The following is a 23,148-nucleotide window of genomic DNA, read 5'->3' on the forward strand; positions in this document are numbered from 1 at the left end:
GGTCAGGGGCGGTCGGTGCCGAAGCGGTGGGGCGGGGCCGGGCGCCAGCCCCGGCGGCGTCCCCTGGGCAGGACCACCGCCAGGAAGGCCACCAGCAGGGCCACCGCGCCCGCCGAGGCGGCCACGGCCAGGGCGCGGTCGCGCGCCTGCGGCGAGTCGGGCGGCGGCACGACCGCCGCCGCGGCGTCCTCCGGCCCGGTCGCGGCCCGCTCGTGCTCCTCGGGCAGTACGGCCGACAGCGCCCGCACCGGGTCCACGATCCCCGGCGCGTCGCCCGCCGCCCCGTACGCGGTGCTCTTCAGCCGGTGCGCCAACTGGTCGGCGCTCAGCCGGGGATGGTAGGAGAGGACCAGGGCCGCGGCCCCGGACACGAAGGCCCCGGCCACCGCGTCGCCCCGCCCGACGAACTGCCCGGCGCCGCCCGGCCCCGGCCCCGTCACCGACTCGCCCGGAGCACTCAGCACGGGCCGCGTGCGCCGCCCCTTCGCACCGCCCGGCTCCTCGGGGACCTCCCCGCCCGGCCCCACCGAGGACACGGCGAGCACCCCGGGCAGTGCCGCGGGATAGGCGGGACCGCTCACCGCCTCGGAGGCGCGGCTCTCCCACTCCCGCGCCGACGCGGGCGCCACCACCAGGGCCCCGGCCCGCTGCGCGGCGCCCACGGCGTCCTTCAGTGCCTTCGGCGCCGAGGGGACGCTCAGCGCCACCTGGATGATCCGGGCCCCGGACTTCGTCGCCGCGCGTATCGCCCCGGCCAGCTTCTCGGGCGTCGTGGTGCCGGACCGGTCGGTGGCCCGCACCGCGACCACCTCGGCCCCGGGGGCGACCCCGGCCGCCTTCGTGCCCGGCTGCGGCCTGCCCGCCACGACGCCGGCGAGGAACGTGCCGTAACCGACGCAGTCGTCCCGCACGGTGCCGCCCGCCATCACGTCCTGCCCGCCGGTGATTCCGCCCTTCAGGGCCGGCACCCGCCGCAGATCCGCCCCGGTGCTGATGACGGCGACCTTCACCCCCGTGCCCCGGCTGAGCTCCCAGGCCCGGTCGATCCCCAGGAAGCTCTGCGCCCACGGGAGTCGGGCCGACTTCTTGGCGGAGCCCGGAGTACAGGGACGGCCGTCGGCGAGCGTGGCGGGCACCCCCGGCAACGAGGGGCTGTCCGCCCCCTCCGCCGCGACGGCCGGAGCCGCGGCGGGGGACAGCAGGAGCAGGGCGGCCAGTGCCACCGGTCCGAGGGCATGGGACACCGGGGGCCTCGAAGATCGCATGGGCCGATCGTAGCGATCCCGACGGGCTTTGGAACACCGACCACCATGGCGGGCGACCTGCGACAACAGGCATGATGAGCGCAGTAGTTTCCCATGCCGCACATGCCGCGTGTCCCCGCCCCGTACCCACGGCGCCGGGGCCGGGAGGTAAGAACGTGTCACGCCAGATGCTCACCGTCGCCGCCGACGGGACGGGCGACCACCGCACCATCGGGGAGGCCGTCGTCCGGGCCCGTCCCGGCGCCGTCGTCAGCATCGCCCCGGGCCGGTACGAGGAGCGCCTGACGATCTCGGCCGCGATCACCCTGACCGCCGAGGAGGGGCGGGGCACGGTGGAGCTGGCGCCCCGGCGCGGGACGGCGCTGACCCTCACCGGGGACGCCGTGATGGTCCGGGACCTGGTGCTGCGCGGGCACGACGACGAACTGCCGGTGGTCGACGCGCCGCGCGGACAGCTCGCGATGGACCGGTGCGACGTCCACGGCTCGTCCTGGTCGGCGCTCTTCGCCCGCGACGAGGGAGCCCTGGCGCTGCGTCAGTGCCGGATCAGCAACCCCGCGGGCGCCGGCGTGGTGTCCACCTCCGGGGCCGAGAGCTTCCTGGAGGACTGCGTCGTCGAACACCTCGGGACCTCCGCCGTGGTGGCCGGCGAGCGGGGCCGCATCACCGTACGCGCCGGCCGGCTGCGGGACACCCACGGCAACGGGGTGCTCGCCAACGGGCAGGCGCACGTCCTGCTGGAGGACTGCGAGATATCGTCCGCCGGCAAACCGGGCGTCGCCGCCGAGGAGGACAGCTCGGTCAGGATGGTGCGCGGCACGATCCACAAGGCCGCCGTCGGGGTGTTCGTGAACAGCTCCGGACCGGTCGTCCTGGAGGACGTCCTCGTCAGCGACACCACCGGGCACGGATTCGTACTGGGCGCGGGCGGTTCGGCGACGCTGTCCCGCTGCCGCACCGACCGCACGGAGGGGCACGGCCTGCTGGTCACCGAGCGCAGCCGCGGCGTGTTCGACGAGTGCGCGTTCACCACCGCCGGGGAACCCGCCGTACGGGTCACCGGCTTCTCCTCGCCGGTCCTGACGAACACCGTCGTCCGGGACGCCAAGGGCATCGGGGTGCTGCTCGACGAGGACTCGGCCGCCGAGTTCGACCGGCTCCGGGTCCAGGGCTGCGGCGGGTCCGGCATCGTGATCCGCAGCGGAGCCAACCCGCTGCTGCGGCGCTCCTCCGTCACCGGGTCCGGCGGGCACGGTGTGGAGGTCGTCAAGGACGGCCGGGGCCGCCTGGAGGAGAGCGTCGTCGAGGCGTCGGGCCGCTCGGCGGTGCACGTCTCCGGCCACGGCAACCTGTACCTCGGCAAGGGCCGGCTGAGCGGTTCCGCCGAGGCCGGCGTCGGCATCGGCGCGCTCGGCACGCTCACCCTGCGCGACACCGGGATCGAGAAGTCCGGCGGCGCGGGCGTGCACATCGAGGCCGAGGGCGAACTGGCCGCCGTGCGTGCGACGGTGACGGACTCCGGCGAGCACGGCGTGCTGGTGGCCGCGGGCGCGCGGGCCTCCCTCAACAGCTGCGAGGCGACCGGTTCGGGCGCCGACGGCATCCGGGTGGAGGGCACCGACGCGGTGGCGCTGATCGGCTGCACCGTGCGCGGCAACCGGGGCAGCGGGGTGCGCCAGGTGGTGCCCGGCGACCGGCTCGCCGTCGAGGGGCTGACCAGCACGGACAACGGCTCCCCCGACGCCTGGGGCAGCGAGCGGGACGCGACGGACGGCGGGCGGCTGCCCGGCGGCACGGTCCCGGTGGCGGCCGACTCCCGTGAGGGCTCCGGCCCGGTGGCCGAACTGGAGTCGCTGATCGGCCTCGACGAGGTCAAACAGCAGGTCCTGACCCTGATCAACCTCAACCGGATGGCACAGCGCCGGGCCAGCATCGGCATGCCCGCGCCGCCGATGAGCCGGCACCTGGTCTTCGCCGGCCCGCCCGGCACCGGAAAGACCACCGTCGCCCGGCTCTACGGCTCCATCCTCGCGTCGCTGGGCGTCCTGCGCTCCGGGCACCTGGTGGAGGTGTCGCGCGCCGACCTGGTCGCGCAGATCATCGGCGGGACGGCCATCAAGACCACCGAGACCTTCAACAAGGCGCTCGGCGGGGTCCTGTTCGTCGACGAGGCGTACACCCTGCTCTCCGACGGCGGCGGGGGCGGCGCCGACTTCGGGCGCGAGGCGATCGACACCCTGGTCAAGCTGATGGAGGACCACCGCGACGACGTGGTGGTGGTGGCGGCCGGATACCCGAAGGAGATGACGGAGTTCCTGGCGTCCAACCCGGGACTCGCCTCCCGCTTCACCCGCAGCGTCGAGTTCACCGACTACACCTCGGACGAACTGGTCACGATCGTGGAGCGGATGTGCACCGGCCACCACTACGAACTGGACCCGGCGGCCCGCACCGCGCTGCGCACCCGCTTCGACCGGATCCCCCGTGACGCGGGCTTCGGCAACGGCCGCACCGCCCGCAAGGTCTTCGAGGAGATGGTGGACCGGCAGGCGTCCCGCCTGGCCGCCCTGCCGGAGGCCGGGGAACGGGACCTGGCCCTGCTGACCGCACCGGACGTGGGCCTCCCGGAGGGCGGCACGCCGGACGGCGAACAGGACGATGCCCCGCTGCTGCGGCTGGAGTCCCTGGTGGGCCTCGCGGACGTCAAGCGCGAGGTGGGCGACCTGGTCAACCTGCTCGCCACCGCACGGCGCAGGAAGGAGGCCGGACTGCCCGCGCCCCGGATCGGCAACCACCTGGTCTTCGCGGGCCCGCCCGGCACCGGCAAGACGACGGTGGCCCGGCTCTACGGCGAACTGCTGGCCTCCCTGGGCGTGCTGCCGCGCGGCCAGCTCGTCGAGGTCTCGCGCGCGGACCTGGTGGGCCGCTGGGTCGGACACACGGCGCAACTGACCCGGGAGGCCTTCGAACGGGCCCTGGGCGGCGTCCTGTTCATCGACGAGGCGTACACCCTGACCCCCCGCTCGGCCGGGGCCGCGGACTTCGGGCAGGAGGCGGTGGACACCCTGCTGAAGCTGATGGAGGACCACCGGGACGAGGTGGTCGTGATCGTCGCCGGCTACACCGACGAGATGAACCGCTTCCTGGGCTCCAACCCCGGCCTGGCCTCGCGCTTCCCCCGGCACATCGCGTTCCCCGACTACTCCTCGGACGAACTGGTCACGATCGTCCGCAGGCACGCGGCCGAGAACGGCTACGAGTGCGCGCCGGGCACGGCGAACGCCCTGCGGGAACACTTCGACACCATCCCCAGGGGCGCGGGCTTCGGCAACGCGCGGCTCGCACGGCAGACCCTGGAACGGATGATGACCCGGCAGGCGGGACGGCTGAGCGCGGTCCCCGTCCCCAGCATGGACGACCTGCGGCTCCTGCTCCCCGAGGACCTCTCCGACCGCTGACGGCGGGGCCGGCCGGCGCGCCCGCGAACCGGAGGTCCCGCCCGTGTCCCGTTGGAAGGCCGCTCGAACCCAGGTCGAGGTACGGGGGCGTGCGGGGCGAACGGGGCTAGCGTGCGGAACGCCGACGGCTTCGAGCTCGGGGGAATCGACCGGGCAAGCGGGGAGGAAATCGTGGAGATTCAGGTTCTGGGTCCACTGAGTGCCGACGTCAACGGAGTGTCGATCGTTCCGACCGCGGGAAAGCCGCGCCAGATCCTGGCGCTGCTCTCCTTCTATCCGGGCCGGGTCATGCCCGTGCCCACGCTCATGGAGGAGATCTGGGGCACCAACCTGCCCCAGAGCGCCATGACCACGCTGCAGACGTACATCCTGCAGCTGCGTCGCAGGCTGGGCACCGCGATGGGGCCCGACGCACCCGGCACCGCCAAGGAGGTGCTGGCCACCCGGCACGGCGGCTATCTGCTGCAGATCCCGCCGGAGTCCGTGGACGTGCACCGCTACGAGCGGCTGGTGGCCGCGGGGCAGAGCGCCTTCGACGAGGGCGAGGACGTACGGGCCGGGAAGCTGTATCGCGAGGCGCTCGCGATGTGGCAGGGAACGGCACTCGTGGACGTACGGGTCGGCTCGATCCTGGAGATCGAGGTACTGCGGCTGGAGGAGAGCCGGCTGGTGACCGTCGAACGGCGCATCGACGCCGACCTCCGGCTCGGCCGGCACAGCGAACTCCTCGCGGAACTCACCGATCTGATCGCCCGTCACCCCCAGCACGAGGGGCTGCACTCGCAGGCGATGGTGGCGCTGTACCGCTCCGGGCGCCAGGCCACCGCGCTGGACGTCTACCGCAGGCTGCGGACCCGGCTCATCGAGGAGCTGGGCGTGGAGCCCTCGCCGCAGATCCAGCGGCTGCACCAGGCGATGCTCACCGTCGACCCGGCGCTGGACGTCATCTGCGGACCGCGCCGCGGCTCCACCTTCGATCTGTACGCGGCCTGACGAACCCGCCCACGAGGGAGGCACAGCAGATGCCCGACGAACAGCCCGTACGGCTCCACTGTTTCGCACACGCCGGAGCAGGCGTCTCGTCCTTCTACGGCTGGCCCCGCGACCTGGGCCCCGGCGTCGAGCCGGTGCCCAGGCTGCTGCCGGGGCGCGAGGCCAGGCGCCGCGAGCCCCGGATCACCGGGCGCGAGGCACTGCTGGCCGATGTGATGGGCACCTTCGCCCCGGCCCCGGACGTCCCGTACGTGCTGTACGGGCACAGCCTCGGCGCGATGATCGCCTACACCGTCACCCGGGCCCTGCACGAGGCCGGGCTGCCCGGCCCCGCGCTGCTGGCCGTCGGGGCCTGTCCGCCGCCCGACTCCGCGTCCGAACTCTCGGACTCCGCCGGGGAACCGGACGAGCACCTGCTGAAGCTGCTCGGCGAGGTCGGCGCCCTCCCGGAGGGGGCCGAGCCCGGCGGGTTCTGGCACCGGGCCGTGCTGCCGGTGCTGCGCGACGACCTGACACTTGCCGACGACCTGCGGACCGGTGCCCGCGAACCGGTCGGGGGCGCACCGCTGTCCGTGCCGCTGCTGGTCGTCGCCGGGGCGGACGACCCGCTGGCCCAGCCGGACGTGATGGCGGGCTGGCGGCGCTGGACCACGGGACGGGTGGTGACCCGGACCGTGCCCGGCGACCACTTCTTCGTACGCGGACGCGAGCTGCCGCGCCTGCTCGGGCGGGCCTGCCGTGTCGTACGGCGCACCGCACCGGCCCCCGCCGCAGTCGCGGCCCGCGGCTGACCGCCGCCCACCACAGGAGGACACACACCATGAGGGACAGCCGATGAGACGCGTCGTCATCACCGGGATAGGGGTGGTCGCACCCGGCGGGGTGGGCACCAGGGCGTTCTGGTCACTGCTGACGGAGGGCCGCACCGCGACCCGCCGCATCACTCTCTTCGACGCCTCCTCGTTCCGTTCGCAGATCGCGGCCGAGGTCGACTTCGACCCGGCCGGGCACGGCTTCGGTCCGCAGGAGGCCCGCCGACTGGATCGCGCGGCCCAGTTCGCGCTGGTCGCCGCCCGCGAGGCGGTCGCCGACAGCGGCCTGACCCCGGCCGACGGCGCGGAGCGCACCGGGGTCACCCTGGGCAGCGCCGTCGGGTGCAGCACCGGGCTCGACGAGAGCTACGCGCACGTCAGCGAGCGCGGCGGCCACTGGCTCCTGGATCACACCAGGGCCGAGGAACGGCTCGCCGACTACCTCGTGCCCAGCTCCCTGGCCGTCGAGGTGGCGCGCGACATCGGCGCGCAGGGGCCCGTCGCGGTCGTCTCCACCGGCTGCACCTCCGGCCTGGACTCGCTCGGCCACGCCGCCGAACTCATCCGCGAGGGCAGCGCCGACGTGATGGTGGCGGGCGCCTCGGAGGCCCCGGTCACCCCGATCACCCTGGCGTCCTTCGACGCGATCCGTGCCACGTCCGCGCGCAACGACGAGCCGGAGACCGCCTCCCGCCCCTTCGACCGCACCCGCAACGGCTTCGTGCTCGGCGAGGGCAGCGCGGTGCTCGTCCTGGAGGAGCACGGGCACGCGCTGCGGCGCGGCGCCCATGTGTACGCGGAGATCGCGGGCTTCGCGAGCCGCTCCAACGCGTACCACATGACGGGGCTGCGCCCGGACGGCGGCGAGATGGCCGAGGCGATCAGGGTCGCCCTGGACGAGGCACGCCTGGACGCCACGGCCGTCGACTACATCAACGCCCACGGATCGGGCACCAAGCAGAACGACAAGCACGAGACGGCGGCGTTCAAGCGCAGCCTGGGCGAGCACGCCCACCGGGTGCCGGTCAGCTCCATCAAGTCGATGATCGGCCACTCGCTGGGCGCGATCGGCTCCCTGGAGATCGCCGCCAGCGCCCTGGCCATCGAGCACGACACCGTGCCGCCGACGGCCAACCTGCACGACCAGGACCCCGCCTGCGACCTCGACTACACCCCGCTCGTCGCCCGTCGGCAGCGCACCGACACGGTGCTCAGCGTCGGCAGCGGCTTCGGCGGCTTCCAGAGCGCGATGGTGCTGACCAACCGGTACACGGGGGTGGCCGCATGACCGCCGTGGCCGCCGAGGAGGCGGGGCTGATCGGCGTCCGCGGCGTGGAGGCGGCCGTCACCGGCATCGGTGTCGTGGCGCCCGGCGGCGTCGGCACGGAGCAGTGGTGGGCGGCCGTGCTGCGCGGCGAGAACGCCATCGGACCCGTCACCCGTTTCGACGCCTCCGGCTACCCCGCCCGGCTCGCCGGGGAGGTCACCGGGTTCGTCGACGAGGACCACGTGGCGAGCCGGCTGCTCCCGCAGACCGACCGGGTGACCCGGTTCTCGCTCGCCGCCGCCGCGCAGGCGCTGGAGGACGCGGACCTCGACCCGGAACGACTGCCCGACTACGCGGTCGGCGTCGTCACCGCCAACGCCACCGGCGGCTTCGAGTTCGGGCAGCACGAGCTCCAGGCGCTGTGGAGCAAGGGCAGCCGGCACGTCGGCGCCTACCAGTCCTTCGCCTGGTTCTACGCCGCGAACTCCGGCCAGATCTCCATCCGGCACAAACTGCGCGGCCCCAGCGGGGTCGTCGTCTCCGAGCAGGCGGGCGGCCTCGACGCCGTCGCCCAGGCCCGCCGCCAACTGCGCAAGGGCGTCCGGGCCGTGGTCACCGGCGGCGTCGACTCGGCGCTGTGCCCCTGGGGCTGGACGGCGTATCTGGCCGGCGGCGGACTGAGCACGGGCGACGACCCGGACCGGGCCTACCTGCCGTTCGACGCCCACGCGTCGGGCCATGTCGTCGGCGAGGGCGGTGCGCTGTTCGTCCTGGAGGACGGGGACGCCGCCCGCAGCCGCGGCGCCGCGGTCCACGGCACGGTCGCGGGCTGCGCCGCCACGTTCGACCCGGCGCCCGGCACCGGGGAGCCCCGGCTGCGGGCCGCCGCCGAACTGGCCCTGGCGGACGCCGGGATCACCCCCGGCGAGGTCGACGTGGTGTTCGCCGACGCGGCGGGCGAACGGGACGCCGACCGGGCCGAGGCCCGGGCGCTGACCGAGCTGTTCGGACCGTACGGGGTGCCGGTCACCGCGCCCAAGTCGATGACCGGCCGGCTCTCGGCGGGGGGTTCCGCCCTCGATCTGGCGGCCGCCCTGCTCGCCCTGCGCGACCAGGTGATCCCGCCGACGACCGGCACCGCGCGACCCGCCGAGGACTGCCCCGTCGACCTGGTGATCGGCGCGCCGCGCCGGGCCGAACTGCGGACCGCACTGGTACTGGCCCGCGGCCGCGGCGGGTTCAACGCGGCCACCGTGGTGCGCGCCGCACGCTGAGAACCGGTCGGGCGGCCACCGACCGACCCGCGTACCACCCGCGCACCGATCCGCGCCCGCACCGCGCACCGCCCCCCGACCGGGTCGCACACCGACCCACGACCGAGGAGAAAGGCACTTCTGTGGACCGGCTGGAGCTCACCGAACTGACCGTCCTGCTGCGCACCTGCGCGGGCGAGGGCGAGGGCGTCGACCTGGACGGCGACGTCCTCGACACCCTCTTCCTCGACCTGGGCTACGACTCGCTCGCCCTGCTGCAGGTCACCGGCATCATCGAACGCGACTACGAGGTGATGCTGGACGAGGAGGTGCTGGAGGACGCGGAGACCCCGCGCCAGTACCTCGACCTGGTCAACCGTGCCCTGTCCGCACGGGCCGCCGCCTGACGTACTGTCACGAATTCGTCGAGGAGCCGACCATGTCATCGACCCCCGGACTCACCGAGATCGCCGACGGCGTCCTCGGCTACGTCCAGCCCGACGGCGGCTGGTGTCTGAACAACGCCGGACTGCTCGTCGGCGACGGCACCGGGGGCCCGCTCCTCGTCGACACCGTCGCCACCGAGGCACGGGCCCGGCGGCTGCGCGCGCAGGTGCTGCGGGTGGCGGGCGCCCCGCCGCGCCTGCTGGTCAACACCCACTTCCACGGCGACCACACCTTCGGCAACTTCGTCTTCCCCGAGGCCGTCGTCATCGGCCACGAACGGGCGCGCGCCGACATCGAGGCGGCCGGGCTGCACATGGCCGGACTCTGGCCCGACGTGTGCTGGGGCGACCTGGAGGTCGTGCCCCCGCAGGTCACGTACCGCGACCGCATGACCGTGCACGTCGGCCCGCTGCGGGCCGAACTGATCCACCCGGGGACCGCGCACACCACCGGCGACACCGTCGTGTGGCTGCAGGAGCAGAAGGTGGTGTTCACCGGCGACCTGGTCATGTCGGGCGCCACCCCGTTCTGCCCGATGGGCTCGGTCTCCGGCTCCCTGGAGGCGCTGCGGACCCTGCGCGCCCTCGGCGCCCGTACCGTCGTGCCGGGCCACGGACCGGTGGGCGGACCCGAGCTGTTCGACGACAACGAGGGATACCTGCTGCGCCTCCAGCGGCTCGCCCGGGAAGGGCTGGCCGCCGGACTCACCCCGCTCCAGGTCGCCCGCGAGGCGGGACCCGGACCGTACGCCGGTCTGCTGGACGCCGAGCGGCTGGTGCCCAACCTGCACCGCGCCTACGCGGAGGAGCGCGGCGCGGCGCCCGGCGATCCGCTGGACATCCCCGCGCTGTTCCGCGAGATGTCCGAGCACCACGGCGGGACACCGGCCTGCCACGCCTGACGGCCGGACCGAACCGGCCCCGTCCCTCAGAAGGACTGGTGGTCGGGGGTGACGCGGCGCTCGCGCGTGCGCAGCTCCCCGCCCTCGTACACCAGCACGTCCTCCACCACGCTGCTCGGCGAGACGACCGGTACCGGGTCCCAGGGGCGGCTGACCATCACCAGTGTGTAGTAGTGCGTGATCAGGCTGTCGTCCGGCCCCGGGTCCACGCTCAGCATGTTGTACCAGTGCCGGCGCCGCACCGGCTCGGTGCCGAACCGGCGTACGTGCGCGGCGCGCAGCTCCGCCGCGATGGCCTCGCGGCCCCGCGCCGGCGGGATGCCGGGCGACGGCGCGAACACCCCGTCGGCGGTGAACGTCGCGGCGAACTCCTCCGCCCGCAGGTCGTCGAGCAGCCGGACCTGCCGGGCGTAGAACTGCTGCACCTCCACGTAGAGCGCGGTCCGGTCGGTGCCGAGCCGCGGCTCGGTCGCATACGTCGTCATCCTGTGCCTCCTGGTCCTCCGGTCGCCCGGCCGCTGCGGCCGATGCGGGTGTTCTCCTGCGGGGAGCCGGTCGAGCGGGGTGCGTGCCGGGCGTGACCGCCCGGCCGGAAACCACCCGACGGGCTCTCAGCCGAGGTCGTCACGGGTCACGACGCGGTGACGGGTGCGCCACTTGCCGCGCGAGCGGACGAGCACGTCCTCCATGACGCACACCCGGTGCACCGCCGACACGCCCCGGTCGGGCGTCACGTACACCAGCGCGTAGCAGCGGGTGCGCAGCGTCCCGTCCGGCTGCGGACTCAGGTCGAGCATCCCGATCCAGTGCCGGAACCGCTCCCCGCTGCGCGCCTGCTGGGCCTCGTTGCGCCGCACGTTCGCCGCCAGGGCGGCCCGTCCGCGCACCGGCTCGTCCAGGGTCGGCACGTCGAAGACGGCGTCTTCCGTGAAGGTTCCCGCCCAGCGCTCGGCCTCGTGCGAGTCGAAGAGCTGCATCTGGTGCGCGTAGAACTGCTGGACCCGGGCGTACAGGACGCCGAAGTCCTCCTCGGGGGCACGCACCCCGTCGGGCACCGCGAAGGCGGTTTCGGTGCGGCTGAGCATCTCGGTGGTCATGTGACCCTCCTCCGTTCCATCGGATGCGGACACTCTCTGCGGCGCAGATCGAGCGCTCTTCGAAGATTCCTCAAGCGCTCCGGCCGAACGTGTAAGCGCCCGCCGGGTGCCGAACGGCAGCCGCGCACCGACCAGCCGGAGGAGAACGAGCCATGCCGAACCTCGCCTTTCCGGACCTTCCGCTGGACGCCCTGCTGCGCCGGGCGGCCGTGCGCGACCCCGACGGCATCGCCGTACGGACCGCGGACACGGACATCGGGTTCGGCGAGCTGGACGCGCTGACCGACCGCGTCGCCGCCTGGCTGCGGCGGGAGAACGGGAACCGGCGCGGGGTGCGCACCGGCGTCGCCAACGTCCTCGACCCGGTCTTCGCCGCCACCTACTACGGCACGATCCGCAGCGGTGCCACCGCCGTCCTGGTCAACCCGCTGGTCGGGGAGGAGGGGCTGCGGCACGTCCTGGCCACCGCCGGGGTGGAAGTGGTGTTCGTCCCCGCGGCCACGGCCGAACTGCTCACCAAGCTGCGCGGCGCGCTGCCCCGGCTCCGCACGATCGTGGTGACCGACGCCCCGGACGGGGTGACGCCCGGTGACGCGGTGCCGCTGCACCCGGCCCTGGAGACGGCACCGGACACCCCCGGCGGGGGCCCGTCCGACCCGGCGTCGATCGCCTGCGTCCAGTTCACCACCGGCACCACCGGCCGCCCCAAGGGCGTCCTGCTCACCCACCGCAATCTGGTCGCCAACGCGAAGCAGACCGCCCTGGCCCACCGCCTGGACTGTGCCTCGGTCGCCCTCAACCACCTGCCGCTTTACCACGTCATGCACCTCAACTCGGCGGTGTACGCGGGGGCCTGCCAGGTCCTGTGCCGGGACCCGGACCCGTTCGCCTCGCTCGCCGCGGCCGCCGCGGCCGGTGCCACCCACTACTACGGGCTGCCCGCCCGGCTGCACCGCCTCGCCGCCGACGAACGCCTCGCCGCCGCCCGGCCCGCCCCCGCCGGCAGCCGGCTCACGGCCGTGCTCTCCGGCGGCTCCGGACTACGGCCCGGGGCGGCGCGCACCCTGCGCGACCGGCTCGGCGTCCCCGTCATCCAGGGCTACGGCATGGCCGAACTCTCTCCGCTCACCCACTGTCAGCGGCCCGACCGCTACCGGCCGGGCGAGGTCGGCGAGCCCGTCCCCGGCACCGAGTGCCGCCTCGTCGACGTGGACTCCCGCACCCCGGTCGAGATCTGGTCCACCGGTGAAGTCCAGGTCAGAGGACCGCAGTTGATGGCCGGTTACCTCGACGACAGCCACCCGTCCCGGATCGACGAGGACGGCTGGTTCTCCACCGGGGACGTCGGCTACCTCGACGAGGACGGCTCGCTGCGCCTGGTCGACCGGCTCTCCGACATCTTCAAGCACGACAACGAGATCGTCTCGCCGAGCCGCGTCGAGCAGGTCATCGGCGAGGACCCGAGGGTCGCCGACTGCATCGTCGCCGACTGGCCCGACGACGTGCACGGCGGCCTCGTCTGGGCCGGCGTCGTGCTGCGCGACGCCCCGGAACCCGGACCGGACGGGGAACACCCCGCGACCCCCGCCGGCATCCTCGACGCGATCACCGCACGGGCCAACGAACGGCTCGCGGACTTCGAACGCATCCGCCTGGCCGAGGTGCTGGAAGCGGTGCCCCGGACCCCCACCGGAAAACCCGAACGACGTGCCCTGCGACAGCAGTTGAAGAACCGGGCAGCCGCCCGGACGACGGCACCAGCAGCCCGGACGACCGCACCTGCGGCCCGGACGACGGCACCGGCAGCCCGGACGACGGCACCTGCGGCCCGGCTGGTGCGGGCGGGGCCGCGGGCGGCGTCGACGAGCCGCACCCGCAGGCCGCGGCGGGCCAGTTCGTGGGCGGCGGTCAGCCCGACGGGGCCGGCGCCCGCGACGAGCACATCGGGTCGGTCGGTGCTCATGCGTCCTCCGTGAGCATCGGGTCGGTCGGTGCTCATGCGTCCTCCGTGAGTGGTCAGGCGGCCCTTCCGGGCCGCCTGACCACTCACGGAGGACGCATGAGCACCGACCGACCCGATGTGCTCGTCGCGGGCGCCGGCCCCGTCGGGCTGACCGCCGCCCACGAACTGGCCCGCCGCGGCCTGCGGGTGCGGCTCGTCGACGCCGCCCGCGGCCCCGCCCGCACCAGCCGGGCCGTGGCCACGCATCCGCGCACCCTGGAGACGTACGACCAGATGGGCGTCGTCGAGAACATGCTCGGTCGCGGCCGGAAGAACCGCGCCTTCACCATGTACGCCGAGGGACGCCGGCTGGTGCGGCTGGAGGCCGACTACGCCACGATGCCGACCTCCTACCCGTACACCCTCGTCATCGGCCAGACCGAGACGGAGGCGGTGCTGCGCGCCGCCGTCGCCCGGCTGGGCGTCGAGATCGAGTGGGGAGTGCGGCTCACCGGCTTCCGGCAGGACGCGGACACCGTACGGGCCACCCTGGAGAAGGCGGACGGCACCGAGGAGCACATCGAGGCGTCCTGGCTGGTGGGATGCGACGGCGGCCACAGCACCGTGCGCAAACTGCTCGGCCTGGAACTGGTCGGCGGAGCCGGCGAGACCTGGATGCTCGCCGACGTACCGGTCGACATGGACCTGCCGCCCGACACCATCTACTGGACCCACACCGGCGGACAGGCACTGATGATGGTGCCCTACGCCCGCGAGGGGTACTGGCGACTGCTGGACACCACACCCGCCCGGCGGGACACCGACCCGCGCGCCGTCGAGGAGCGGCTGGGCGAGAAGCTGTCGGCCGGGCTCGGCCGCCCGGTCCGGGTCGGCGAGAGCGACTGGACCTCGGTCTTCACCTTCCAGCAGCGCATGGTGGAACGGATGCGCGAGGGCCGCGTCCTCGTTGCCGGGGACGCCGCCCACGTGCACAGCCCCGCCTCCGGGCAGGGCATGAACACCGGCATCCAGGAGGCGTACAACCTCGCCTGGAAGCTGGCCATGGTCCAGCAGGGCCACGCCGGCCGGGAACTCCTCGACACCTACGGCGAGGAACGGATGCCCATCGGCCGGGCCCTGCTCGGCTCCACCCGCACCGCCACCTTCCTCGTCCAGCTGAAGAACACGCTCGCCCCGCTGGCGCTGCCCGTGGTCTTCTCCGTGGTGCGGAAGGTGCCCCCGCTGCGCCGGGCCATCCAGCGCAAGGTGCTCGGCGGCATGTCCGGGCTGCGCATCGACTACGGCGGGTCCTCCCTGACCACCGTCGACACCTTCCGGCACGTCCCCGGCACCGCCGCGCTGTCCAACGCCGCCGTCGCCGCCGGCACCGAACCGACCCCCGCGCCCGCCCCCGGCGAACGCGTCACCCGGGCCGCGGTCCACGACCCCGACGACCCGGCCTTCGCCGCGCTGCGCGCCGAACTGCGCGACCCCCGCTGGTCGTTGCTGCTCGCCGCGGGCGGCACCGGCCCCGGCGACGTCCCGGTGGGCGTGGCCATCACGGCCGCCGCCCAGTACTCCGAATGGCTGTCGGTGCGCACCGTCGGCGGCACCGGACCGGACGGACCCGCCCCGCTCGCCGACCCGGACGGACGGCTGCGCGCGGCGCTCGGCCTGGCCCCCGGCGGCTGGCTGCTGGCCCGCCCCGACGGCTACACCGCCGCCCGCGCCACCGTACTGACCAGGGACGCCCTGGGCCGGGCGCTCGCCCCGCTGCGCCCCGCCGCGCCGCTCGCCGACGCGGCCAGGACCGAACCGGGACTCGTACTCCCGGCCCCCGCCCCACGGCTGAAGGAGCACTGACCGTGACCGACAACCACCCCGTCGCCCTGATCACCGGGGCCACCAGCGGCATAGGACTGGCGGTGGCCCGCCGGCTCGGCCGGTCCGGGTACCGCGTGTTCCTGTGCGCCCGCACCGAGCAGGACGTCAAGCAGACCGTCGAGGACCTCCGGGACGAGGGCCTGGAGGCGGCCGGACAGGCCGCCGACGTCCGCTCCCGGGAGTCCGTGGCCGCGCTCGTGCACGCCGCCGTCGAGACGTACGGACCCATCGACGTACTGGTCAACAACGCCGGACGCAGCGGTGGCGGCGTCACCGCCGACATCGCCGACGAGCTCTGGTACGACGTCATCGACACCAACCTCAACAGTGTGTTCCTGATGACGCGCGAGGTGCTGAAGAACGGCGGCCTGACCGGCAACGCCCGCGGGCGGATCATCAACATCGCCTCGACGGCCGGCAAGCAGGGCGTGCTGCTCGGCGCCCCGTACAGCGCCTCCAAGCACGGCGTCGTCGGCTTCACCAAGGCACTGGGCCGGGAGCTGGCCCCGTCGGGCGTCACGGTCAACGCGGTCTGCCCCGGCTACGTCGAGACCCCGATGGCCCAACGGGTGCGCCAGGGGTACGCGGCGGCCTGGGACACCACCGAGGACTACGTGCAGGAGCAGTTCGAGGCGAAGATCCCGCTCGGCCGCTACTCGACCCCGCAGGAGGTCGCCGGACTGGTCGGCTACCTCGTCTCCGAGTCCGCCGCCTCGATCACCGCACAGGCGCTCAACGTCTGCGGCGGACTGGGCAATTTCTGAAAACCATGAGGAAGGTGATCTGTGGTGTCCGGTGAGCGTGTACACCGTACGACGCATTCGGTCGAGGTGGCCGCCCCGGCGGGGGTCGTCTACGGAATGATCTCGAACGCGGTCCAGTGGCCGCTGTTCTTCCCGCCGAACGTGCACGTCGAGCGGCTGGAGTTCGACGGCCGGGACGAACGGCTGCGGATGTGGGCGGTGGCCAACGGGCAGGTGCGGTCGTGGCTCTCACGGCGCGTGCAGGACCCGGAGGCCCGGCGGATCGACTTCCGCCAGCAGCACCCGCAGGCCCCGGTCGAGTCGATGAACGGGTCCTGGACCGTGCGGGAGCGGCCCGGCGGGACGAGCCTGCTGACCCTGCTGCACGACTTCACGGTCATCGACGACCGGCCCGGGGACGTGTCCTGGACGCAACGGGCGGTCGACACCAACTCGACCGCCGAACTGGCGCAGTTGAAGCACCTGGCGGAGCGCTGGACCCGGCTCGACGAACTCGTGCTGTCCTTCGAGGACGCGGTCCGGGTCAAGGGCCCGGCCGAGCTGGTCTACGACTTCCTGTACCGGGTCGGCGACTGGCCCGAACTGGTGCCGCACGTCGCCCGCCTCGACCTGACCGAGGACGCCCCCGGTGTCCAGGTCATGGCGATGGACACCCGCACCGCGGACGGCGCGACCCACACCACGGAGTCGGTGCGGATCTGTTTCCCGCACGCGGGCCGCATCGTCTACAAGCAGACCCGCACCCCCGCGCTGATGGAGGCGCACACCGGCGAATGGTCGGTGCTGCCCGACGAGTCCGGCGTGACCGTCATCTCCCAGCACAACGTGGTGCTGCGCGAGGAGGCCGTCGAACGCGTACTGGGCGAGGGCGCCGATCTCGCACGGGCCCGCCGCTACGTCCGCGAGGCCCTCGGCCGCAACTCCACGGCCACCCTGAACCTGGCCAAACGCCACGCGGAGTCCGCGATCCGCGTCCTGTGACCCGCGCCCCTCCCGGCGCCGACACCTTCGTACCGAAACGACACCGAATGCCCGGCACGGTGGAGCGTCCACCGCTGCTCCGGCCCCGCTCTAGCCGTCGCCGTGAAAGTTGCTCCGACGGACTTCCTCGGAGGGGAACGGGGCGGCAGCAGTGGGCGCTCGACCCTTTTCCGGCCGGCCGCAAACCTCTAGGAGAGGCATGAGCTCCAACACCATCACAGCCGGGGAGACACACGACCGGACGGCACGGCCGTCCGACGGGCCGGTGCTGTGGCACCTCGCCCTGGTCGCCGGTGCCGACGGCACTTCCCTCGACGCCGGACTCGCCGGGCTCAAGGCCCGTCTCGCCGAGTCCCCCGCCCGTGAGGACGTACCCGTGCGCATCCGCACCCTCGGCAGCGCCGGGGACGGACACCGCGGCGCGGTCCTGGCCGGCGACGGAGCGGCCACGGAGCTGGGCGCGGGCGCGCCCGCCGGGGCCGCGGCATCCGTCGCCTTCATGTTCCCCGGGCTCGGCGACCACTACCTGGACATGGGCCGCGACCTGTACCGCGACTTCCCGGTGTTCCGGACCGCCGTCGACGACTGCGCCGACGCGCTCGCCCCCGAACTGGGCCTGGACATCCGCGAGGTCGTCTTCCCCGACCCGACGCCCGAGGAGCGCACCGCCCCGGCCGTCGACCTGCGCCGCATGCTCGGCCGCGGCACGACCCCGCAGAGCGGGAACGAGCGCCGGCTCAACGCCACCCGCCTCGCCCAGCCGGCCCTCTTCGTCATCGAGTACGCCCTGGCCAGGCTCTGGGAGTCCTGGGGCGCCCGGCCCTCGATCATGATCGGCTACAGCCTCGGCGAGTACGTCGCGGCCACCCTCGCCGGGGTGCTGTCCCTGCCGGACGCGCTGACCCTGGTGGCCCGCCGCGCCGCGCTCATCGACGCGCTGCCGCAGGGCGCCATGCTCGCCGTGATGCTCCCCGAGGAGCGGGTCCGCCCGCTGCTCGGCACCAACCTCTCGCTCTCCGCCGTCAACGGCCCCGAGTTCTGCGTGGTGGCCGGACCGGTCGCCGACGTCGAGGCGCTGGAGCAGGACCTCGGCCGGCAGGGCGTCGTCCACCGCCGGGTGCAGTCCACGCACGCCTTCCACTCCTCGATGATGGAGCCCATCGCCGAGCAGGTGACCGAGCTGGCGCGGACCTTCACCCTGACCCCACCCCGCATCCCGTACGTCTCCAACGTCACCGGCCGCCCCATCACCGACGCGGAGGCCACCGACCCCGGCTACTGGGCGCGCCACCTGGTCAGCCCGGTCCGCTTCGCCGACGGGCTGACCGCCCTCGCCGCCGCCGACCTGCTGCTGGAGACCGGCCCCGGCCAGACCCTCAGCAGCATGGCCACCGTGGTCCGCGGCAGCGCCGCCGGCACCGTCGTCGCCTCCATGCGCCACCCCCTGGAGAGCCGCTCCGACTCGGCCGTGGCCCTCAAGGCACTGGGCCGGCTCTGGCTCGCGGGCGCCGACATCGACTGGACCGGCTTCCCCGCCTCCGAGCTGGACATCGTGGCCGACGGCGCCGCGACGGCCGCCCTGACCGACGACGAACACCCCGCCACCCCCACCGAGCAGGAACTGCACGGCCTGTGGGCCAGGCTGCTGAAGACCGACCGGCTGCCGCGCGACATCAGCTTCTTCGAGATCGGCGGCAACTCGCTGCTCGCCACCCGGCTGATCCTGCGCATCAAGCGGGCCTTCGGCACCGACCTGTCGCTGCGCCAGGTCTACGAGTGGGCCACCCTGACCCGGATGGCCGCAGCGATCGACACCCTGCGGGCCGGCGGCGAGCTGACCGCGACCCGGGAGGGCTCCTCGCACACCGGCAACTCCCGGGCCCGCTTCACCCTGCCGAACGGCCTGACGGTGTCCCACCAGAACGAGGCGGAGACCCGCCACTTCTACGAGGACATCTTCGACCACCGCACGTACGCCAAGAACGGCATCTCCATCCCGGACGGCGCCACCGTCGTCGACGTCGGCGGCAACATCGGTCTGTTCACCCTCTTCGCGCACTACGAGGCGAAGGACGTACGGGTCTTCACCTTCGAGCCCGCGCCCCCGATGTTCGAGCTGCTCGGCCAGAACGTCGCCGAGCACGGCGTCGACGCCAAGCTCTTCAACATCGGGATCTCCGACGCCGAGGCGCAGGCGGACTTCACCTTCTACCCGCGCAGCTCCGGCATGTCCTCGTTCCACCCGGACGAGGAGGAGGAGAAGCACAACCTGCGCACGATCATCGCCAACCAGCAGAAGACCGAGGCCGACGCCGAGGTCGCCGAGCTGGTCTCCGGCGACGAGCTGCTCGACGTCCGCTTCGAGGCGATCGAGTTCACCGCCACGCTGCGCCCGCTCAGCGCCGTCATCCGCGAACAGGGCATCGAGCGCATCGACCTGATCAAGATCGACGTGCAGAAGAGCGAGCGGCAGGTCATCGACGGCATCGCCGACGAGGACTGGCCGAAGATCCAGCAGATGGTGCTGGAGGCGCACGACGCGGACGGCGAGGTCGGCCGCCTGGTCGAACTGCTGGAGAGCCGCGGCTTCACGGTCAGGGCCGAGCAGGACGAACTGTACGTCGGCACGGACATCCACAACATCTACGCCGTACGCGGCGCACGCTAACGGAGTCGTAGGACATGGAATTCACGACAGCAGGAGTCGTCGGCGCGGGCGTCATGGGCGTCGGTGTCGCGCAGAACCTCGCACAGACCGGCCACCGGGTGGTGCTCGTCGACGTCTCGGAGGAGGTCCTCGACAACGCGCGCCGCGAACTGCGCAACAGCCTGCGCGCCTACGCCCTGTTCAACAAGGGCTCGGGCGTCGACCCGGCGGCGGTCTTCGAGAAGATCGATTTCACCACCGACTACGAACTGCTGGCCAAGGCCGACTTCGTCGTCGAGAACGTCACCGAGGACTGGGGCATCAAGCAGCAGGTGTACGAGCGGATCGACCGCATCGTCCGCCCCGACGTGGTCTTCGCCGTCAACACCTCGGCGATCTCCATCACCCGCGTCGGCTCGGTGACCACCCGCCCCGAACGCGTCATCGGCATGCACTTCATGAACCCGGTGCCGATGAAGCCGATGGTCGAGGTGATCCGCGGCCACCACACCACGCCGGAGACCATCGAGACCGCCCGCCGCTTCCTCGCCGGCATGGGCAAGGAGTGCATCGTCGTCGAGGACGTCCCCGGCTTCGTCTCCAACCGGGTCCTCATGCTCACCATCAACGAGGCGGCCTTCCTGGTCCAGGACGGCGTGGCCCCCGCGGCCGACGTCGACCGGATCTTCCAGACCTGCTTCGACCACCGGATGGGCCCGCTGGAGACCGCCGACCTGATCGGCCTCGACACCATCCTCAAGTCCGTCGAGGTGCTCTACGAGAGCTTCAACGACAGCAAGTACCGGCCCGCCCCGCTGCTCAAGAAGATGGTCGCCGCCGGCCTGCTGGGGCGGAAGAGCGGCGAGGGATTCCACAAGTACCACTGACAACCGCCCGGGTGGCCCCGACCGGGCCACCCACCCGGCGCCGCACCCCACGACAACAGGACGGATGAAGAGATGAGCACGGACAACAGGACCCGGATCGCGGAGTACCTCTCCCGGTTCTTCCCGGTCCAGGACCTGAAGGACGACGACGACATCTTCGAACTCGGCTTCGTCAGCTCGATGTTCGCGATGCAGCTGGTCTCCTTCGTCGAGCACGAGTTCGGCATCACCGTCGAGAACGAGGACCTGGAGCTGGAGTACTTCCGCTCCATCGGCGCGCTCGACGCGTTCGTCACCCGCAAGCTGTCCGTCCCGGTCCCCCAGTAGGACGGGAGCGGACACGACGATGACCGGAGCGCTCACCGACCGGCAGGCACAGGCCCAGAAGGAATTCCGGGCCTTCGCCGACCGGCACATCGCCCCGCACGCGGACGCGTACCACCGGACCCAGCGCACCCCGCCCGAGGCCATCGGGCTCCTCGCCGACGAGGGCCTGCTCGGGCTCCCCGTCGCCGAGGAGTACGGCGGCGGCGGCTGCGACGCGGTCACCCTCGGCCTGCTCGCCGGTGAACTCGGCCGGGCCTGCTCCTCGCTCCGCAGCCTGCTCACCGTCCACACGATGGTGGCGCACGCGATCGCCCGCTGGGGCAGCCGCTCCCAGAAGGAGACCTGGCTGCCCCGGCTGGCCCGCGGCGAACGCATCGGCGCGCTCGCCGTGTCCGAACCGGGCGCGGGCAGCGACGCCTCGGGAGTCACCACCCGGCTCGTCCGCGACGGCGACGACTGGGTGGTCGACGGCCACAAGAAATGGATCACGTACGGCGAGAGCGCCGACCTGTTCCTGGTCGTCGGCCGCTCCCCGGAGGGCCCCACGGCCCTGCTCGTCGAACGGGACACCCCCGGACTGCGGACCGAGCTGATCGAGGACATGATCGGCATCCGGGCCTCGATGACGTCCCACGTGCGCTTCGCGAACTGCCGCGTACCGGCGGACAACGTCCTGGCCAGGCCCGGACTCGGGGTCTCCCACGTGGTCGGTGCCGCCCTCGACCTCGGCCGCTACACCGTCGGCTGGGGCTGCGTCGGCATCCTCGACGCCTGCCTGGAGGCGAGCGTCGACTACGCCGCGACCCGCGAGCAGTTCGGCTCCCTCATCAAGGAGCACCAGCTCGTCAGAAGCATGATCAGCAACATGTACACGGACGCGCACGCCGCCCGGCTGCTGTGTCTGGAGGCCGGTCGGCTGCGCGACGAACGCCACCCCGGCGCCCTGGCCGCGACCTCCACGGCCAAGTACTTCGCCGCCACCGCCGCCGGCCGCGCCGCGGGGGACGCCGTCCAGATCCACGGCGCCAACGGCTGCAGCTCCGAATACCCCGTCCAGCGCCTCCTCGGCGACTCCAGGGTCATGGAGATCATCGAGGGCAGCGCACAGCTCCACCAGGTGGGGCTCGCCGAGTACGCGTTCCAGGAACGCGGACCGAGGAGTGACCGATGACGACGACCACCGTGACGACCGTCAAGTGCGTGGTGTGGGACCTCGACAACACGGTGTGGGACGGGGTGCTGCTGGAGGACGGCGACGTCACCCTGCGCCCCGCCGTCGTGGAGGTGATCCGCACCCTCGACGAGCGCGGCATCCTCCACTCGATCGCCAGCCGCAACGACCACGACGCGGCCATGGCGAAGCTGGCGGAGTTCGGCATCGCCGAGTACTTCCTCCACCCGCAGATCCACTGGGGCAACAAGTCGGACTCCGTCGAGGCGGTCGCCGAGGCCATCAACATCGGCATCGACACCCTGGCCTTCGTCGACGACCAGCCCTTCGAACGCGACGAGGTCGGCTTCGCCCACCCGCAGGTGCTGTGCATCGACGCCCTCGACGCCCCCGGCATCCCCGAACTGCCCGCGATGCGGCCCCGGTTCGTCACCGCCGACTCCCGCGAGCGCCGCCACCTCTACCGGGCCGACATCCGGCGCAAGGACGCCGAGCAGGCCCACCGGGGCACCGACGAGGACTTCCTCGCCTCGCTCGGCATGCGCTTCACCATCGCGCCCGCCCAGGAACGCGACCTCCAGCGCGCCGAGGAACTGACCGTACGCACCAACCAGCTCAACGCCACCGGCTACACCTACTCCTACGAGGAGCTGGACGCCTTCCGCCGCTCGCCCGACCACGACCTCCTCGTGGCCGGACTGGAGGACACCTACGGCACCTACGGCAAGATCGGCCTCGCCCTCGTCGAACGCGGCGAGGACGCCTGGACCGTGAAGCTGCTGCTGATGTCCTGCCGCGTCATGTCCCGCGGCGTCGGCTCCGTACTGCTCAACCACCTGATCCGCAGCGCCCACGACGCCGGCGTCGCACTGCGCGCCGAGTTCGTGCCCACCAGCCGCAACCGGACCATGTTCGTCACCTACAAGTTCTCCGGCTTCCGCGAGGTCGGCAGGAACGGCGACGTGTCCGTCCTCGAACACGACGGCACCCACATCCAGGGCTTCCCGCCGTACATGGACGTCACGGTCGAGCACTGACCCACCCCGGAGGCC

General features: G+C 73.0%; 18 protein-coding genes and 2 pseudogenes. 16 read left to right on the plus strand and 4 right to left on the minus strand.

The genetic code is table 11. From position 1 onward, the window contains the following. Positions 1–2: 2 nt before the first annotated feature. Positions 3–1,265, minus strand: a complete 1,263-nt coding sequence (locus EAO76_RS02050; protein ID WP_148832698.1) for a S8 family serine peptidase — start codon at positions 1,263–1,265, stop codon at positions 3–5. Positions 1,266–1,432: 167 nt separating this feature from the next. Here EAO76_RS02050 and EAO76_RS02055 point away from each other — a divergent pair, with 167 nt between their 5' ends. The 7 genes from EAO76_RS02055 (at position 1,433) to EAO76_RS02085 (ending at position 10,396) form a co-directional block, all read left to right on the plus strand. Next, positions 1,433–4,723: a right-handed parallel beta-helix repeat-containing protein gene (locus EAO76_RS02055; protein ID WP_148832728.1), complete on the plus strand. Its 3,291-nt coding sequence runs from the start codon at positions 1,433–1,435 to the stop codon at positions 4,721–4,723. Positions 4,724–4,894: 171 nt separating this feature from the next. Beyond that, positions 4,895–5,716 carry an AfsR/SARP family transcriptional regulator gene (locus tag EAO76_RS02060; protein WP_148832700.1) on the plus strand — a complete coding sequence of 274 codons (822 nt, stop codon included), beginning with the start codon at positions 4,895–4,897 and terminating at the stop codon, positions 5,714–5,716. 29 nt (positions 5,717–5,745) lie between these two features. Next, entirely contained in the window at positions 5,746–6,507 is a 762-nt protein-coding gene (locus EAO76_RS02065; protein ID WP_148832702.1) for a thioesterase II family protein, read from the plus strand. 43 nt (positions 6,508–6,550) lie between these two features. After that, positions 6,551–7,816 carry a beta-ketoacyl synthase gene (locus tag EAO76_RS02070; protein WP_148832703.1) on the plus strand — a complete coding sequence of 422 codons (1,266 nt, stop codon included), beginning with the start codon at positions 6,551–6,553 and terminating at the stop codon, positions 7,814–7,816. Further along, positions 7,813–9,069, plus strand: coding sequence for a ketosynthase chain-length factor (locus EAO76_RS02075; RefSeq protein WP_148832705.1), 1,257 nt, complete (start codon positions 7,813–7,815; stop codon positions 9,067–9,069). Before EAO76_RS02070 ends, EAO76_RS02075 begins: the two co-directional genes overlap by 4 nt. A 122-nt stretch (positions 9,070–9,191) precedes the next feature. After that, positions 9,192–9,455 carry an acyl carrier protein gene (locus EAO76_RS02080; RefSeq protein WP_148832707.1) on the plus strand — a complete coding sequence of 88 codons (264 nt, stop codon included), beginning with the start codon at positions 9,192–9,194 and terminating at the stop codon, positions 9,453–9,455. 32 nt (positions 9,456–9,487) lie between these two features. Further along, positions 9,488–10,396 (plus strand): MBL fold metallo-hydrolase, encoded by a 909-nt coding sequence (locus tag EAO76_RS02085; protein ID WP_148832709.1) that lies wholly within the window; start codon positions 9,488–9,490, stop codon positions 10,394–10,396. Positions 10,397–10,422: 26 nt separating this feature from the next. Here the strand turns inward: EAO76_RS02085 and EAO76_RS02090 are convergent, their stop codons facing one another. Further along, positions 10,423–10,881: a nuclear transport factor 2 family protein gene (locus tag EAO76_RS02090; protein WP_148832712.1), complete on the minus strand. Its 459-nt coding sequence runs from the start codon at positions 10,879–10,881 to the stop codon at positions 10,423–10,425. Positions 10,882–11,007: 126 nt separating this feature from the next. Beyond that, positions 11,008–11,493, minus strand: a complete 486-nt coding sequence (locus tag EAO76_RS02095; RefSeq protein ID WP_262375233.1) for a nuclear transport factor 2 family protein — start codon at positions 11,491–11,493, stop codon at positions 11,008–11,010. A 152-nt stretch (positions 11,494–11,645) separates the two neighbouring features. Between EAO76_RS02095 and EAO76_RS02100 the strand changes: the two are divergent. Continuing rightward, a pseudogene (locus EAO76_RS02100) lies at positions 11,646–13,178 on the plus strand (class I adenylate-forming enzyme family protein); the annotation flags it as partial. 136 nt (positions 13,179–13,314) lie between these two features. On the opposite strand, the pseudogene EAO76_RS47460 reads toward EAO76_RS02100, so the two are convergent. Next, a pseudogene (locus tag EAO76_RS47460) lies at positions 13,315–13,456 on the minus strand (FAD-dependent oxidoreductase); the annotation flags it as partial. A 96-nt stretch (positions 13,457–13,552) separates the two neighbouring features. On the opposite strand from EAO76_RS47460, the gene EAO76_RS02110 reads away from it, so the two are divergent. The 8 genes from EAO76_RS02110 to EAO76_RS02145 all read left to right on the plus strand — a co-directional run bounded on the left by EAO76_RS02110 (position 13,553) and on the right by EAO76_RS02145 (position 23,133). Next, complete coding sequence (locus tag EAO76_RS02110; RefSeq protein ID WP_148832714.1) at positions 13,553–15,298, plus strand: FAD-dependent oxidoreductase; 1,746 nt, start codon at positions 13,553–13,555, stop codon at positions 15,296–15,298. Between the two features lie 2 nt (positions 15,299–15,300). Continuing rightward, positions 15,301–16,083 (plus strand): SDR family NAD(P)-dependent oxidoreductase, encoded by a 783-nt coding sequence (locus EAO76_RS02115; protein ID WP_376041908.1) that lies wholly within the window; start codon positions 15,301–15,303, stop codon positions 16,081–16,083. A gap of 24 nt (positions 16,084–16,107) precedes the next feature. After that, positions 16,108–17,064, plus strand: a complete 957-nt coding sequence (locus EAO76_RS02120; RefSeq protein ID WP_148832715.1) for an aromatase/cyclase — start codon at positions 16,108–16,110, stop codon at positions 17,062–17,064. Between the two features lie 199 nt (positions 17,065–17,263). After that, entirely contained in the window at positions 17,264–19,732 is a 2,469-nt protein-coding gene (locus EAO76_RS02125; protein WP_148832718.1) for an FkbM family methyltransferase, read from the plus strand. A gap of 14 nt (positions 19,733–19,746) precedes the next feature. Next, complete coding sequence (locus EAO76_RS02130) at positions 19,747–20,598, plus strand: 3-hydroxyacyl-CoA dehydrogenase family protein (RefSeq protein ID WP_148832720.1); 852 nt, start codon at positions 19,747–19,749, stop codon at positions 20,596–20,598. 72 nt (positions 20,599–20,670) lie between these two features. Further along, positions 20,671–20,925: a phosphopantetheine-binding protein gene (locus EAO76_RS02135; protein ID WP_148832722.1), complete on the plus strand. Its 255-nt coding sequence runs from the start codon at positions 20,671–20,673 to the stop codon at positions 20,923–20,925. A gap of 19 nt (positions 20,926–20,944) precedes the next feature. Next, complete coding sequence (locus EAO76_RS02140) at positions 20,945–22,096, plus strand: acyl-CoA dehydrogenase family protein (RefSeq protein ID WP_148832724.1); 1,152 nt, start codon at positions 20,945–20,947, stop codon at positions 22,094–22,096. Continuing rightward, a complete protein-coding gene (locus tag EAO76_RS02145; RefSeq protein WP_148832726.1) occupies positions 22,093–23,133 on the plus strand; it encodes an HAD family hydrolase in 1,041 nt (346 codons plus the stop codon). The genes EAO76_RS02140 and EAO76_RS02145 overlap by 4 nt, the downstream gene beginning before the upstream one ends. Positions 23,134–23,148: the final 15 nt, after the last annotated feature.

Origin of the sequence: Streptomyces sp. sk2.1, assembly GCF_008120935.1 — a bacterium.
Lineage (GTDB): Bacteria > Actinomycetota > Actinomycetes > Streptomycetales > Streptomycetaceae > Streptomyces.

What these genes read in the sequence shown, in the direction of transcription:
- EAO76_RS02065 (WP_148832702.1), top strand. Translation starts at nt 5,746, where the DNA reads ATGCCCGACGAACAGCCCGTACGGCTCCACTGTTTCGCACACGCCGGA.
- EAO76_RS02125 (WP_148832718.1), top strand. Translation starts at nt 17,264, where the DNA reads ATGAGCTCCAACACCATCACAGCCGGGGAGACACACGACCGGACGGCA.
- EAO76_RS02075 (WP_148832705.1), top strand. Translation starts at nt 7,813, where the DNA reads ATGACCGCCGTGGCCGCCGAGGAGGCGGGGCTGATCGGCGTCCGCGGC.
- EAO76_RS02110 (WP_148832714.1), top strand. Translation starts at nt 13,553, where the DNA reads ATGAGCACCGACCGACCCGATGTGCTCGTCGCGGGCGCCGGCCCCGTC.
- EAO76_RS02070 (WP_148832703.1), top strand. Translation starts at nt 6,551, where the DNA reads ATGAGACGCGTCGTCATCACCGGGATAGGGGTGGTCGCACCCGGCGGG.
- EAO76_RS02140 (WP_148832724.1), top strand. Translation starts at nt 20,945, where the DNA reads ATGACCGGAGCGCTCACCGACCGGCAGGCACAGGCCCAGAAGGAATTC.
- EAO76_RS02090 (WP_148832712.1), bottom strand. Translation starts at nt 10,881, where the DNA reads ATGACGACGTATGCGACCGAGCCGCGGCTCGGCACCGACCGGACCGCG.
- EAO76_RS02145 (WP_148832726.1), top strand. Translation starts at nt 22,093, where the DNA reads ATGACGACGACCACCGTGACGACCGTCAAGTGCGTGGTGTGGGACCTC.
- EAO76_RS02055 (WP_148832728.1), top strand. Translation starts at nt 1,433, where the DNA reads ATGCTCACCGTCGCCGCCGACGGGACGGGCGACCACCGCACCATCGGG.
- EAO76_RS02095 (WP_262375233.1), bottom strand. Translation starts at nt 11,493, where the DNA reads ATGACCACCGAGATGCTCAGCCGCACCGAAACCGCCTTCGCGGTGCCC.
- EAO76_RS02130 (WP_148832720.1), top strand. Translation starts at nt 19,747, where the DNA reads ATGGAATTCACGACAGCAGGAGTCGTCGGCGCGGGCGTCATGGGCGTC.
- EAO76_RS02085 (WP_148832709.1), top strand. Translation starts at nt 9,488, where the DNA reads ATGTCATCGACCCCCGGACTCACCGAGATCGCCGACGGCGTCCTCGGC.
- EAO76_RS02135 (WP_148832722.1), top strand. Translation starts at nt 20,671, where the DNA reads ATGAGCACGGACAACAGGACCCGGATCGCGGAGTACCTCTCCCGGTTC.
- EAO76_RS02050 (WP_148832698.1), bottom strand. Translation starts at nt 1,265, where the DNA reads ATGCGATCTTCGAGGCCCCCGGTGTCCCATGCCCTCGGACCGGTGGCA.